The sequence below is a fragment of the Prosthecobacter sp. genome (assembly GCF_044227185.1).
Lineage (GTDB): Bacteria > Verrucomicrobiota > Verrucomicrobiia > Verrucomicrobiales > Verrucomicrobiaceae > Prosthecobacter.
Genome location: NZ_JBGAFO010000010.1, coordinates 64297 through 77252 on the forward strand (window position 1 = coordinate 64297; position 12956 = coordinate 77252).

The 12956-nt window shown below is 62.9% G+C and carries 11 protein-coding genes; 8 read left to right on the top strand and 3 right to left on the bottom strand.

Annotated elements, in window-relative coordinates:
- Window positions 1–16: 16 nt before the first annotated feature.
- From ACILSQ_RS22010 to ACILSQ_RS22025, 4 genes are read left to right on the top strand one after another with little or no spacing between them, the layout of a single operon-like run.
- On the top strand, window positions 17–556 hold the full coding sequence (locus tag ACILSQ_RS22010) for a hypothetical protein (protein WP_395745821.1): 540 nt from the start codon (window positions 17–19) through the stop codon (window positions 554–556).
- The gene (locus ACILSQ_RS22015) at window positions 553–1581 is read left to right on the top strand and encodes a VWA domain-containing protein (protein ID WP_395745822.1); all 1029 of its coding nucleotides are present in this window, start codon (window positions 553–555) and stop codon (window positions 1579–1581) included. The genes ACILSQ_RS22010 and ACILSQ_RS22015 overlap by 4 nt, the downstream gene beginning before the upstream one ends.
- A gap of 5 nt (window positions 1582–1586) precedes the next feature.
- Entirely contained in the window at window positions 1587–3686 is a 2100-nt protein-coding gene (locus ACILSQ_RS22020; RefSeq protein ID WP_395745823.1) for a VWA domain-containing protein, read from the top strand.
- Between the two features lie 59 nt (window positions 3687–3745).
- The gene (locus ACILSQ_RS22025; protein ID WP_395745824.1) at window positions 3746–6349 is read left to right on the top strand and encodes a hypothetical protein; all 2604 of its coding nucleotides are present in this window, start codon (window positions 3746–3748) and stop codon (window positions 6347–6349) included.
- 6 nt (window positions 6350–6355) lie between these two features.
- On the opposite strand, the gene ACILSQ_RS22030 is transcribed toward ACILSQ_RS22025, so the two are convergent.
- Window positions 6356–6889 (bottom strand): ferritin, encoded by a 534-nt coding sequence (locus tag ACILSQ_RS22030; RefSeq protein ID WP_395745825.1) that lies wholly within the window; start codon window positions 6887–6889, stop codon window positions 6356–6358.
- 173 nt (window positions 6890–7062) lie between these two features.
- Here ACILSQ_RS22030 and ACILSQ_RS22035 point away from each other — a divergent pair, with 173 nt between their 5' ends.
- Window positions 7063–8331: an MFS transporter gene (locus ACILSQ_RS22035; protein ID WP_395745826.1), complete on the top strand. Its 1269-nt coding sequence runs from the start codon at window positions 7063–7065 to the stop codon at window positions 8329–8331.
- 16 nt (window positions 8332–8347) lie between these two features.
- On the opposite strand, the gene ACILSQ_RS22040 is transcribed toward ACILSQ_RS22035, so the two are convergent.
- Complete coding sequence (locus ACILSQ_RS22040; protein WP_395745827.1) at window positions 8348–8731, bottom strand: ATP-dependent Clp protease adaptor ClpS; 384 nt, start codon at window positions 8729–8731, stop codon at window positions 8348–8350.
- 141 nt (window positions 8732–8872) lie between these two features.
- On the opposite strand from ACILSQ_RS22040, the gene ACILSQ_RS22045 reads away from it, so the two are divergent.
- Window positions 8873–9130: a hypothetical protein gene (locus tag ACILSQ_RS22045; protein WP_395745828.1), complete on the top strand. Its 258-nt coding sequence runs from the start codon at window positions 8873–8875 to the stop codon at window positions 9128–9130.
- A gap of 6 nt (window positions 9131–9136) precedes the next feature.
- Here ACILSQ_RS22045 and ACILSQ_RS22050 read toward each other — a convergent pair whose 3' ends face one another.
- A complete protein-coding gene (locus ACILSQ_RS22050; protein WP_395745829.1) occupies window positions 9137–9682 on the bottom strand; it encodes a hypothetical protein in 546 nt (181 codons plus the stop codon).
- Between the two features lie 125 nt (window positions 9683–9807).
- On the opposite strand from ACILSQ_RS22050, the gene ACILSQ_RS22055 reads away from it, so the two are divergent.
- Both ACILSQ_RS22055 and ACILSQ_RS22060 read left to right on the top strand, forming a co-directional pair.
- Window positions 9808–11367 (top strand): PA14 domain-containing protein, encoded by a 1560-nt coding sequence (locus ACILSQ_RS22055; protein ID WP_395745830.1) that lies wholly within the window; start codon window positions 9808–9810, stop codon window positions 11365–11367.
- A gap of 27 nt (window positions 11368–11394) precedes the next feature.
- On the top strand, window positions 11395–12909 hold the full coding sequence (locus ACILSQ_RS22060; protein WP_395745831.1) for a hypothetical protein: 1515 nt from the start codon (window positions 11395–11397) through the stop codon (window positions 12907–12909).
- Window positions 12910–12956 lie beyond the last annotated feature (47 nt).

Sequence of the window (12956 nt, forward strand, 5' to 3'; positions counted from 1 at the left end):
AAGCACGCTCTGCCTCATGCATGCGCTGCTGGCGCAGTTTCAGGGTCCGGGCCCGCTGCCACACCCTGACCTACCGCCGCCAGACAAGGTGGACCTGCCGCCGCCGTGGTGGATTCCGTGGGTGGCGCTGCTGCTGCTGGGCTTTTTGACCGCGCTCATCATCTGGCTGCTGATGCGCCCGAAACAAGCGCCGCCAACACCGCCACGGCAGCCGTGGAGCTCGGCCTTCCGCGCCCTGACGGATCTGCGCGGACGGGTCCAAACGATTCCCCCGCAGGACATGAGCCACCGGATTTCGCAGATTTTACGGCGCTACCTGCAGGAGCGCTACGCGGTGCCGGCGCCGGCGCGCACGACGCGTGAAATCTTTGACGGCCGTGTCGAACGGCAGCCCGGCACGCCCGTTCCGCGCGCGCAGGGACCATGGCGCGAGCGGTTTGAGCCGGTGGCGCATCTGTGCGACGACATCTCCTTCATGCCGGCACCCCGCACCGAAGAGGAATCAGTCATGCTCATCGATCAGGCGCTCGCGCGCATGCAGGAGGAGAAGCCATGATCATCCCGGGCTTTCCATCCGTGCAGATCCTGCACCCGCTATGGCTGCTGCTGCTGCCCCTGGCGCCACTGCTGGCGCTGCTGCGCGGCGCACGCGGCCAGCGTGCGGCCATCAAATTTCCCACCACCTCCCTGCTGCGAGATCTTGGCCGTCCGGCGCGCAGCAGCCTGGGCGGCTTCATCTTTGGCCTCATCTTGATCAGCCTCTGCTTTGGGATCGTGGCGCTTTCACGCCCGCAAAAAATTCTGTCCTATGAGGAAGAGAAGACGGAGGGCATCGCCATCATGCTGACGGTGGACGTCTCGCTGTCGATGCTGATCGAAGACTTCTACATCGGCGGGCAGCCGGTGAACCGGCTGACGGCGGCGAAGCGGGTGATGGCGGACTTCATCAAAGGCCGCCGCAGCGACAAGATCGGCATCGTGGCCTTTGCGGGGGAAACCTACCTCCCCTGCCCGCTCACGCTGGACCGGGACTGGCTGATCAACAATCTGGACCGGGTGCAGACCCAGCGTGTGGGAGACGGCACCGCCATCGGCTCCGGCATCGCCTCCGCGGCCAACCGCATGCGCCGTGAGAAGTCTCCGAGCAAGGTGATCGTGCTGCTGACAGACGGAGCCAACAACTCCGGGCGCCTGAGCCCGCAAGATGCAGCAAAGCTGGCGGCCACGCTGGGGATCAAGATCTACACCATTGCCATCGGGACGCCGGGCATTCACAGCATCCCGGATCCCAAACGCGGCACCTTCACGCCGGTGGGGCAGCAGTTGTTTGATGAAGGGACGCTCAAGGAGGTGGCCTCCATCGGCAACGGCCAGTTTTACATGGCGCAGAACCTCAGTTCGCTCAGCGACGTGTTTGACACGATCAACCAGCTCGAAAAAACCAAGATCGAGCACCATAAGATCATTGAAACCGAGGAGCTGTTTCCCTGGCCGCTGGCCGTTTCGGCGCTCGCGCTGCTTCTCGCGCTGGTACTGTCTCTGACCTTTCTGCGTTCCGCCCCTGAACCAGTCGCCACCTGATGACCATGACCTTTGCCCACGAACGTCTGCTGTGGTTTCTGCTGATCATTCCCGCGCTGGTCGTGCTGAAGATGGTCGTGGACGCCAGCGGCTCGAAGGCCGAGAAACTGTTTACCGCGGCGCGTCTGCGCCCGGCGCTCGTCATGGGGCGCTCGCTGTGGCGCTCCTGGGTGGTTTACGCCCTTTATGCCGTGGCCATGACCTGCCTCATCTTGGCCGTGGCGCAGCCGCGCTGGGGAGAGGAAAAACTCGAGGTGCCCGACAAAGGCCGGAACATCTTCATCGCCATCGACACCTCCCGCTCCATGCTGGCGCGGGATGTACCGCCGGACCGCCTGACCCGCGCCCGGCTGGCGGCGCACGATCTGGTGATGGAACTCCCCGGCGAGCGCATCGGGCTGCTGGCCTTCGCGGGCCGTGCCTACCTGCAGGCTCCGCTCACGACGGATCATGACGCCATCATCGAGTCACTGCTGGCCTTTGACCACACGATCATCGAATGGGGGGGGAGCAATCTGGCGGACCTGCTGGAGGTGACTTTGAGGGCGATCAAGAACCTGCCGAAGAGCAACTATGCGCTGGTGATTTTCAGCGACGGCGGGGATGCCGACGCGAACCTGGCCCCCTACATCCAGCGGCTCACGGCGGCGGGCGTCATCGTGGCCACGGTGGGTGTGGGCACCGAGGTGGGGACGCTGATTCCGAATCCCGAGGTGGAGGGGGACTACATCCGCGACGAAGCGGGCAATGTGGTGCGCTCCCAACTGCAAAGCGCGGTGCTGCGGCAGCTTGCCACCGGCACGGGGGGGAGATACCTCAGGCTGGGCGAGCAGCCGCTCAACCGCCGCACCATCCAGCCGCTGCTGGACCGGCTGACGGAGCAGCAGTCCGCCAACCGGCAGACCTCGCGGCCGATTGAGCGCTTTGCCTGGCCGCTGGGTCTGGGTATAATATTCCTCATGCTTGCCTGGATCATCAGCACCCTGCCCCGTCCCGCCGCACGTCCGGTCATGCTGGCGCTGGCGGTCACGTTCTTTGTGCCTGCGCCGCATGCGCAGGCCGCGACGCCGGAGAAAATGCTCGCCGTCTTTTCCACGTCGAGCTCCCCCACGCCTGAAGATGCCCGGCAGGCGTTGGAAAAACGCGAGTACCAGCAGGCGCGCGACATGTACGCGGAGCTGCTGGACGAATACAGCCGGGAAAAGGAGTCCAAGGACTCGACCTCCCGCCCGCGGGGCAGGATGGATCGGCTGGTGTCGGTCTTCAAAAACATCGGCCGCTCGATGAGCGAGAACCCAAAGCTCAAGGACGAGCTGACCTACGGGCTGGCCACGGCTGAGCACGACCTGACCAACTACGACGCCTCCGTGAAGCGCTTCAGCGACCTGCTGCGCACGGAGGACAAATCGATGCGGATCCGCGCCCATCGCGGCCTGGGCCACACGCTGTATGACCAGGGAGCGCGCGGCCTGCAGCAGCAGCCGAAGATCACGATCCAGCGCTGGACGGATGCGCTGCGCCACTTTGATGCGGCGCTGGAACTGGATCCAGGCAACAAGGAGGTGAAGGAGAACCGGGATTACGTGGCCAAAATGCTGGATCAACTGCGGCAGGTGATGAAGCAGATGGAGCAACGGCAGGGCAAAAAGGGAAACAAGGGCCAGAAGGGGCAAAAAGGCGAAAAAGGCCAGGGTCAGCAAGGCGAAGGAGAAGGCGAAGGCGAGAACGGCGACCAGGGCGGCGAACTCGACAATCAGCGGGAACCCCAAAAACAAAAAGAGGTCCGCGGTGAAAAGAAGGAGGCGGACGACGGCATCGGCGGCAAGGACGCCAAGGAACTGCCCGAAGGACGTCTGCAGGCCGCTGGTCAAAATCCGAGCGAAAAGGAAGGCCAGCAGGGCAAGGAGGGCCAGAAACCCGGTGGCGAAAACGGCGGGGACGAAAAGAAAAAGACCGCCAAGGGCACTCCGAGCGATCAGCGCAATCCACGCACGGGCTATACGCCCGGGGAGGCCGAAGGCATCATCCGTCAGTATATGGACGAGATCACGGCGCCCGTGAGCAACCGCTACCACACCCCGCCACCCAACAAAAAAGACTGGTGAACCGGATGCACCAGTCGTGCCGCATCCACCCAGAATGACGAACGAAATCCCGAGCCCGCATGATTCAAAGCCCCCATCTCCCTACTGACGCGCGGGAAATCCGGCGCCCGGCACTGCTGTTTTGGCGCACGGCGTGCCTGCATGCGCTGCTGCCGCTGCTGTTTCTGGCCGCCGCCTCCGCCGCCACCGTAAGGGCTTACGTACAGCCTGACCATGCGCACACCGGCCAGATGGTGAGCTATGTCATCACTGTGCAGAACGGCACGGTGCAAAACGTGCCGCAACTGCGCCTGCCGGTGCAGGTGGGGATGAACTCCGGCATCAGCGTCTCCCGCAATTCCGAAGGCAACAAGCTTTCCGTCCAGCTCGCCTGGGGAATCGCGGGCACGGAGCCTGGCGAGTTCGTCATTCCACCCCAGGAGGTGCTGGTCAATGGAGAAGTTCTCAAAACAAACGAGGTGCGGCTCATCGTCACCGAGCCCTCAGCTCCCGCCGCGCCGGCCGGGGCCGCGGAAGATCCCAACGTTCCCTTGTTTCAAATCGAGGTCGGCAAGACGGAAGTCTATCAGGGGGAGGTGGTCCCCATCAACGCCAGCCTGTTTGTGCCGAGGAACAGCGTGATGCTGCGCCGCGTGGGCCTGATCGACGTCAACAAGAACGATTTTGCCGTCGCCCGCTTCCCGCAGCAGGCCGACCAGTCGGAAACTGTCATCAACGGCGTGGGTTACACCGTGATCACCTACCGCAGCACGCTCTCCGCCCTGCATGCCGGCGATCTGAAAGTGGGGCCCGCCACATGCGAGCTGTTGTTCGAAGTGTATGACGAGAACATCCAACGCCAGCTCCGCAGCCGCATGCCCCTGCCGTTTGGGATGGTCATGGGCGGTGGGGCGAGCGAGACACGCAAGCAGGTGGTCAAAAGCCAGGAGGTGAAGATCAAGGTGCTGCCGCTTCCTGCCGAGGGCAAACCCGCGCACTTCAGCGGTGCGGTGGGTGACTTCAGCATCAGCGCCACCGCCACGCCCAATGAGCTCAACGTGGGCGATCCGCTGGCCGTGGACATCACGATCGATGGCTCGGGCAATTTCGACGCGCTCAATCCCCCCAGTCTCATGCCGCCCGACGGCTGGAAGGCCTACCCGCCCAGGCGCTACAACGTGGACGGCCCCATCGACCCCAACCTGACGCCCACGGCGCAGCGCCGCATCGGCTATTCGATGGTCTTTGTGCCGGAGAAGGTTCACTCCGAACTGCCGCCCTTTGAGCTGAGCTACTTCAGCCCGACCCAGAAAAAATACGTGGCGGCCCGTACGCCGCCTATCGCGCTGCGCATCAAGCCGGGCACCTTGGCGGCGGCCGCCACTGGGACGGCGGAAGGCGGTGGCACCACGGAGGCACCAAAACCGCCGCCCGTGCAGCAGCCCCAGCCGCAGATCAGCGACATCCTCATGAACGTCCCCGCCAGGGCGAAATGGCTGGACACCACATCCGCGAGCATGCCCCTCACCGCCAGCGCGCGCTTCTGGGCCATTCAGTCGATTCCAGCGATGCTGGTGATCCTGGCGATCCTCTTCACATGGCTGCGCCGCCGCCGCGAGGAAGCCGCGCGCGGACTGCGGGGGGAACTGAGGCAGCTCTGGCGCGGGCTGGAGGAAAGCCCTCTCACTGATCGTGATTTTCTCCACCGCGCCGCGCATTTCATCCACCGCAGCCAGCCAGGCGAAATTCAGGACGAGGAACTGCGACAGATCATCCGCCGCTATGAAACCCAAAGCTTCACGGCGGTGCCCGGCTCTGATCAAGCGCTCGGTTCCGGGGAGCGCGACCGAATTCTGGCCAAACTGACACCGCTGCTGAAAAGGGCCGTCGCTGTTCTGGCCGTGTTGGGCGCGCTGCAGCTTCATGCCGCCGAGCCAGAGGCCTCCCCGGATGAGCTTTACCGCCAGGCACGCGAAGCGCTGGAGAAAGGCAAGTTTACCCAGGCGCAGTACCTTGCGGAATCTCTCACCAAACAGCACCCGCCCGCGCTGAGCGCCGCAGTCTTCACCCTCATCGCGAACGCGCGCTACCGGCAGGAGGACCTGGGCCGTGCCACGCTGTGGTACCAGCGCGCGCAACTGCTGGATCCTTTGAACCCCGAGGTGCGGCAGAATCTGCGGCACCTGGATGAGAAGCTGGCCTTTTTCCGTTTCTCAGAAAGCTCGCCGCTGGCCGAGTGGAGCCTGCTGCTGACCAAGAACACCTGGATCATCACCGCTGCGGCGGGGGTGTGGGTCATTTTGCTGGCCCCTCTGGGCTGGATTCTTGCCGCCCCGCGGCGGAAAGGCGGCAGCGGCGCCTTTGCGCTCGTGTTCAGCCTGCTCGGGCTGATGGTATTGATTCCCTCGGCCACCTTCGCCGCCGTCCGGCCCGGGCCAGGAGAGCGGGTGAAGGACGTGATGGTGGTCACGTCTCGCGACGTGAGGGCCTACACGGCGGCCACGGTCACCTCCGGCAGTATCATCGACAAAGACATTCCGCCAGGCAGCCAGATCCGGCTGCTGGAAAAACGCGGAGCGTGGAGCTACGTGGAGATCCCCACCAGTGGCGAGCACGTCCGCGGGTGGATCGAATCCGCCGCTTACACACCGCTATGGCCGTGGGACATGGCGCTGGTGCCATGACCCGCATCAGGCCCCTGGGCCCGGCTTGCGGGAAGGAGGACCACCCGCACCGGGGCGGTTGCCTGCTTCACGATCCAAAACCAGGAGGCTGGCCGGATCTTCGCCGGCGAGCTTGAGACGGTCCAGCATGTCGCGCACGGTCTTTTCCTCCTCCATCTGTTCATTGAGGAACCAGAGAAGGAGGTTCTTTGACGCGTGGTCTTTCACCTGCTCGGCCACTTCATAGAGGTCATTGATCTGCTGGGTGACCTTTTCCTCCTGCTGCAGGCTGTGCTGAAACACGTCCTGCGGGGACTTATAGTCCATTTTCGGCTGGGCGATGGGCTGCAGCTCCACCTTCGCATCGCGATCGACGAGGTACTGGTAGAATTTGAGCGCGTGCACGGTCTCCTCACGGCTCTGAGCAAACATCCACTGGGCAAAGCCGGTGTACGGCGTGCGCTCAAACCATGATGCCATGGCGAGGTACACGTAGCTGGAGGACATCTCATTGTTGATCTGCTCGTTGAGCAGCTTCGTCAGTTTGGGATTGAGGATCATGGCGCGCGTCTGGGTTGAAGTTATGGGATGATTGAACCAGCAATGGAAACGCAACGCAAGAGCAGGCGGATGATTTTTTACGAGAGAGAACTGTGATACTGAGACGCAAAGCCAGCAGCACGGACGATTCACTTTCTTTCGGGCCAGTCCACGCCACGATAAGCGGTACCGCGATGCCTCCTGACAGCGCACCTCCAACCCATCAGCATCATCCGCAGGTCGTGCGGCGGAATTTCATCTGCCACTGCCTGGAGGGGGGGCTGTACATGGGCGGGGCGGCGTTTCTTCACCCGGAGACCGTGATGCCAAAGATGGTGCAACAACTGGGCGGGGGGCCCGCGATCATCGCGATCATGCCGGCGGTGCTGCCGGCGGCGTTTGCGCTGGCCGGGTTGTTTGTGTCCCCGCTGGTGGAGAGGCTGAGAAGGTTCAAGCTGTGGGTGATGAGCTTTGGAGTTTTGCAGCGGCTGCCCTACCTCATCACCGGACTGCTGCTGTGGTTCTGGCAGGATGCGGGGCCGTGGCTGCTGCCGGCGGTGGTGCTGACGCCGGTGGTGTCCGGGCTGATCGGAGGCGTGGGCGTGGTGGCGTGGATGGAGATGGTGACGCGGATGGTGCCGGAGCGTGTGCGAGCGGCAGGCTGGGCGGCGCGGTACATCACGCAGGCCTGCATTGGCATGGCGGCGGGAGCGGTGATCCTGCAGGTGCTGACGCATCTGCCGGGCCAGCGAGGCTATGCCCTCCTGCACCTGATCGCCTTCGGATTTCTGCTGCTGTCCTGGCTGGCGCAGGCCTTCATGAAGGAACTGCCGGCGGCCCACCACTACCACCCGCATGAGGGAAGCTACTGGAGCTACCTGCGCAGCCTGCCGGGGATGTTGAAGGGACAGCCGCAACTGTTGAAGCTGATCGCCGCGCGGTTCACCGGCACAGGGTACTTCATGGTGGTGTCCTTCCTGACGCTGCATGCGCTGCATGCGATGGGACGGCCGGAGGCGGATGTGGGGCACTTTGTGTCCTTCCAGTACATCGGCACGATTTTGGGCAGCGTGCTGGCGGCGTGGCTGGGATATCACCAGGGCGGAAAGATGCTGCTGATCCTCTCGCGCATCACCTGTGCGGGCATGTGCCTGTGGGCCAGCCTGACGCATTCGTTTTCCGGATTTAACGCCGCCTTTTTCGTCTATGGCTTCGGCTCCTATCTGGACCGGGTGGGCGACCTCACACTGGCGGCGGAACTGTGCCCGCCGGAGCGGAGATCCACCCTGCTGGCCATTCTGGGCTTTTGCAATGCGGCGTCTCTCATGCTGGGGACGAGCCTGGGAGGGCTCATCTACGCGATGAGCTCTTCGTTTTACCTGGTGGCAGGCCTGGCGGCCGTGATGGCCGTGGTTTCGATCCTGATCCTGCGCGGCATTCCCGAGCCGAGGGGACAGCGCTGAGGCTGAGGCGTGGCGGTCATTCCGAGCACTCGATCAAGGCGCGCATGGAAACCTGCCGCTGCGGGTTCTTCTCGAGGGGATCGGGACCGTATTCTTCAATCTGCTGCTGGCGGAGCTCGGCCAGCTCCTTGTGAACGGTGGCCACGATCACGCGGCCGGTGTCATTCACTTCATTGGCCATGCGTTTGCCGAGGGCATGCGAGTGGCCGAAGATGGTGTGCAGCATTTCAATGACGTAGTCGAAGGTGTGAAAGTCATCATCCAGGAGGATGACGTGCCAGGGGGGCTCAAGAGCCGGCGGGGCCGTGAGGGGCTGAACCCGGGGCTGGTGCGGGGCGACGCGGGGCTGCCGGGGTCTCACCGGAGCCGTGGCGCAGCGGAAATCAGCAGGGGGAATCATGCCAGCACTATGCCTCAAGCCGGGCATCTCTCAAGCGCCCGCACGTGCGGCGCGCCTGCGGCTGCGTTTTAGTCCGCCGGGTTTGCGCTGAAGGCGGTGCCTGCTTGCGGGAGTGGCCGGGGGCGTGGCAGACTTTGAGCCATGAATCCTTCCATCTGCCGTACGCTCAGCACGATCTGTTTCCAGGCGGGCATCCTTTCCGTGATCCTCTCCATCTGGAGCTGGTGGTTTTTCAACGGCGACAGTCCGGAAGAGGCGGCGCATGCGGAGCGGCTGGGCATCTTCATCGGGCTGTGGGCCCCCACGCTGCTGATCCTCTCCAACCGCTTTGACCGCTATGCTGACAAAGCCAAGGCGCTGCCGGGGCTGAGCGCTGGCGAGCCAGCCGAAGAGGCGTGAGAAAGCTCAAAGGGGCTCCCGACCGGTGGCCTCCACATACTGCTGACGCATGCCGTGGTAGGCCTGCTGCCATTCATCCACCACGCGCTGAAGCTCCATGACCTGCTTTTCCAGCGTGGCAATGCGTGACTGCTGCATGACATCTCCTCCGCCATTTTTCTCGTCCGCGCGTCCGGTGCCCATGAAGGTGGTGGCAGCGCTGCGCACATGGTGGGGGCTGGCCTGGAACCAGGACAGATCGGCAAGCCGGGACTCGGTGTTGTCGAGGCAGTTGATGATGGTGACGTTTTCATCAATCTCGCCGGTGGCGAGAAACTCCTGGATCGTGGCCACGTTGGTGGGGCCGTAGAGGTAGTTGTCCGGCATCTGCACGAGGAGGTCCATCTGGAGCTCGGCGATCATGGGGGCGCGCTGCCAGCTCATGCGGTTGTCGCTGGAGATCTTGTCGAGGGGGGAGATTTTGGCGTCGGCCGCCCATCCGCGCAGGGTTTCGAGGTCTTTGGCCGCATACACTTCCTTGTCCGAGGCCTTGAGCAGATACCAGTTGTTCATGGGGAGAGATAATCAAATTCCCCCGTCTGCGCCAAGCTCAAAGTGCGAATGAAATCAATCTCAGGAGATTGACGCTGCCTTTTCGCAAGGCAACCTCCGCGGCCTTCGTACCAACGCGCTCCTCTATGACCCGCCTGCTTTTTGCCCTCCTCCTCGCCGCCGCCGCTGCCCGGGCCGCCGAGCCCGCCGCCTTCACGATCAAAACGATGACGGCGCAGATGAAGTATGACACCGCCGAGCTGCTGGTGCAGCCCGGCCAGGCGGTGAAGATCAGCTTTGAAAACGGCGATGACCTGCCGCACAACCTGGTCTTCTGCCAGCCAGGGACAGACACGGCGGCCATGGCGCTGAAGCAGATGGAAAAGCCGGAGGAGGCGCTGAAGCGTAACTGGCTGCCGGAGGACAAGCGGATCTGGGCGCACTCCAAAATGCTGAACCCGCATGAGAAGGAGGTGCTGAACTTTTCGGCTCCGGAAAAGCCCGGGAGCTACCCGTATGTGTGTACCTTTCCGGGGCATGCGCTGACGATGAAGGGCGTGCTGAAAGTCGCGCCGCTGGGGGACACGCTGCATGATCTGCACTTTGCCCTCTACCTGGGAAACTGGAAGGAGCTGCCGGATTTCTCCAAGCTGAAGCCGCACCGGGAGGGGAAGATCGACGACAACCTGCTGCAGGTGAAACTGGATGATTACAAGAACGAGTTTGGAGTGGTTTTCACCGGCAAGCTCATCGCGCCGAAGAAGGGCTCGTACCGGTTTTACCTGTCCAGCGACGACGGATCGCGCATCCTGATCGATGGCAAGGAGATCGTGGCGTATGACGGGATTCATCCGTCAGGCGACATCAAGGAGGCGGGGCTGACTCTGGAGAAGGGCGAGCATGAGTTTCGTCTGGAGTATTTCCAGGGAGGCGGGCAGATCGAGCTGTATGCGGCGTGGAAAGGTGCGGACACGCAGATCACGCCGCTGTCGAAATGGCTGCACCCGAAGTGGCAGGGCGGCACCAAAAAGCAGAAGGAGTTCGATCCGATCCCTCTGGTGGTGAAGGATGAGGCGGTGATGTACCGCAACTTCATTCAGGGTGCGGGCAACCGTGGCATTGGCGTGGGTTATCCCGGCGGTGTGAACATTGCCTGGAGCGCGGAGAGCATGAATCTGGCGCTGATCTGGCGCGGTGCCTTCATGGATGCCTCAAGGCACTGGAACTCCCGCGGGGGCGGCCACGAAAAACCGCTGGGATATGATGTGCTGCAGCCGACAGGAGAGGTGACGCCGGCCTTTTTTGTGACCGACAAACCCGATGCCGAATGGCCGAAGTGGGACAAAACCAAGCGCTACGAGGGCTTCCACTGGGAGGGGTATTCGCTGGATGCGAAGCGCAGCCCGACCTTCCGCTACACGTGGCAGGGCACGGAGATCGAAGAAAGTTTTGCCGTCGAGGGCGATGGCAACAAACCTGATGGCAAGGCGAAGCTGATCCGCACGGTGAAGGTGACGGGCAAGCTGCCGGCGAACGCGTGGTACCGCATCGGCAGCGGGAAGTTTGAGAGCAAGGACGGAGCTTTCCTCGGCAAAGGGCCGCTGCCGTATCGAATCACCGCCGCCGGAGCCCAGATCTCAGGACAGAACCTGGTGATTCCGGCGCAGCCTGGAACGATGACCATCACCTATCAGTGGGCCCAGTAACCTTTCTTTTCCCGCCTCTTCACCGACATGAAACGCCTTTTGATTCTCTCCCTGCTCTGCTCACCGCTGCTGGCCGCCGCCGCTGATCCGGTGGAGGCGGATTTTTACAAGATCACCACGTTTTCCACGCCGAAGGAAACGGCGATGGAGGTGGGCGCGATCGACCTGATGCCTGACGGCAAGCTGGCGCTGGGCACGCGCCGCGGGGAGATCTGGATCGTCAGCGGCGCCGGCAGCAATGATGCCGCGAACGTGAGCTACAAGCTGTTTGCGTCAGGCCTGCATGAAGTGCTGGGCATCGCCTACAATCCGAAAGACAAGAACCTGTATGCCACGACGCGCTATGAGATCACGCGGCTGAAGGACACCGACAACGACGGACGTGCCGATGTGTTTGAAAATGTGAACGACGACTGGGGCGTCTCCGGCGACTACCACGAGTATGCGATTGGCAGCCGCTTTGACAAAGCGGGAGACCTGTGGGTGACGCTGTGCCTGACGGGCTCCTTCAGCAGCGCGGTGCCGTTTCGTGGCTGGGCGCTGCGGATCAAGCCGGACGGCACGATGGTGCCGACATGCTCGGGCATTCGCAGCCCGGGAGGCATCGGCTTCGATGCGGATGGCGAAGCTTACTACTGCGACAACCAGGGGCCGTGGCATGGCTCGTGCACGCTGCAGCATCTGGTGCCGGGATCTTTCCAGGGTCACCCGGGCGGCAACCTCTGGTATGATCTGGCTCCGAACATGGGGCCGCGCCCAATTGATCCCCTGCCCGAGGCTTTTCAGGGAGAACGCAGCCGCAAAGACAAACGCGAAGGCGGTGACCCTGACCGGATGGTGACGGAGCGGGAGCGGATCAAGCAACTGGTACCGCCGGCGGTGTATCTGGTGCACGGCAAGATCGGCAACTCCGCGAGCGCGATCATCTGTGACCTGAGCGGCGGAAAGTTTGGCCCCTTCAGCAAGCAGCTCTTTGTGGCGGATCAAAGCCACAGCAATCTCAGCCGTGTGTACCTGGAAACGGTGAACGGCATCAAGCAAGGCGTGGTGATCCCTTTCCGCAGCGGTTTTGCCAGCGGAATCATCGGCGGACGCATGGACGAGGAAGGACGCGTGTTTGTGGGAGGGAGCGACCGCGGATGGGGAGCGCGCGGCGGCAAGCCCTTCTGCTTTGAGAAGTGCGAATGGACCGGGAAGACGCCCTTTGAAGTGCATGAGATGCATGCGAAGCCGGACGGATTTGAGGTGACCTTCACGCAGCCGGTGGATGCCACAACCGCTGGAGATGTGAAGAGCTACAGCATGCGCGAGTTTACCTATGCGTATCGCGAGCAGTACGGCGGCGACGAAGTTTCGGAAGTGCTGCCGAAGATCACTGCTGCCACGGTCGCGGTTGATGGAAAGTCGGTGCGTCTGACGATCTCGCCACTAACCAAGGGACACATTCACGAGCTGCACCTGGATGGTGTGCGGAGCGCGGAAAAGCTGCCGCTGCTGCACAAGGTGGGCTATTACACGCTGAATGAGATCCCGGCGAAGTAGTGCGCTGATGAACGTGCCGGCAAACGGGAGTGCTTGACCTGTAAAGG

What these genes read in the sequence shown, in the direction of transcription:
- ACILSQ_RS22010 (WP_395745821.1), top strand. Translation starts at nt 17, where the DNA reads ATGCATGCGCTGCTGGCGCAGTTTCAGGGTCCGGGCCCGCTGCCACAC.
- ACILSQ_RS22015 (WP_395745822.1), top strand. Translation starts at nt 553, where the DNA reads ATGATCATCCCGGGCTTTCCATCCGTGCAGATCCTGCACCCGCTATGG.
- ACILSQ_RS22020 (WP_395745823.1), top strand. Translation starts at nt 1,587, where the DNA reads ATGACCTTTGCCCACGAACGTCTGCTGTGGTTTCTGCTGATCATTCCC.
- ACILSQ_RS22025 (WP_395745824.1), top strand. Translation starts at nt 3,746, where the DNA reads ATGATTCAAAGCCCCCATCTCCCTACTGACGCGCGGGAAATCCGGCGC.
- ACILSQ_RS22030 (WP_395745825.1), bottom strand. Translation starts at nt 6,889, where the DNA reads ATGATCCTCAATCCCAAACTGACGAAGCTGCTCAACGAGCAGATCAAC.
- ACILSQ_RS22035 (WP_395745826.1), top strand. Translation starts at nt 7,063, where the DNA reads ATGCCTCCTGACAGCGCACCTCCAACCCATCAGCATCATCCGCAGGTC.
- ACILSQ_RS22040 (WP_395745827.1), bottom strand. Translation starts at nt 8,731, where the DNA reads ATGATTCCCCCTGCTGATTTCCGCTGCGCCACGGCTCCGGTGAGACCC.
- ACILSQ_RS22045 (WP_395745828.1), top strand. Translation starts at nt 8,873, where the DNA reads ATGAATCCTTCCATCTGCCGTACGCTCAGCACGATCTGTTTCCAGGCG.
- ACILSQ_RS22050 (WP_395745829.1), bottom strand. Translation starts at nt 9,682, where the DNA reads ATGAACAACTGGTATCTGCTCAAGGCCTCGGACAAGGAAGTGTATGCG.
- ACILSQ_RS22055 (WP_395745830.1), top strand. Translation starts at nt 9,808, where the DNA reads ATGACCCGCCTGCTTTTTGCCCTCCTCCTCGCCGCCGCCGCTGCCCGG.
- ACILSQ_RS22060 (WP_395745831.1), top strand. Translation starts at nt 11,395, where the DNA reads ATGAAACGCCTTTTGATTCTCTCCCTGCTCTGCTCACCGCTGCTGGCC.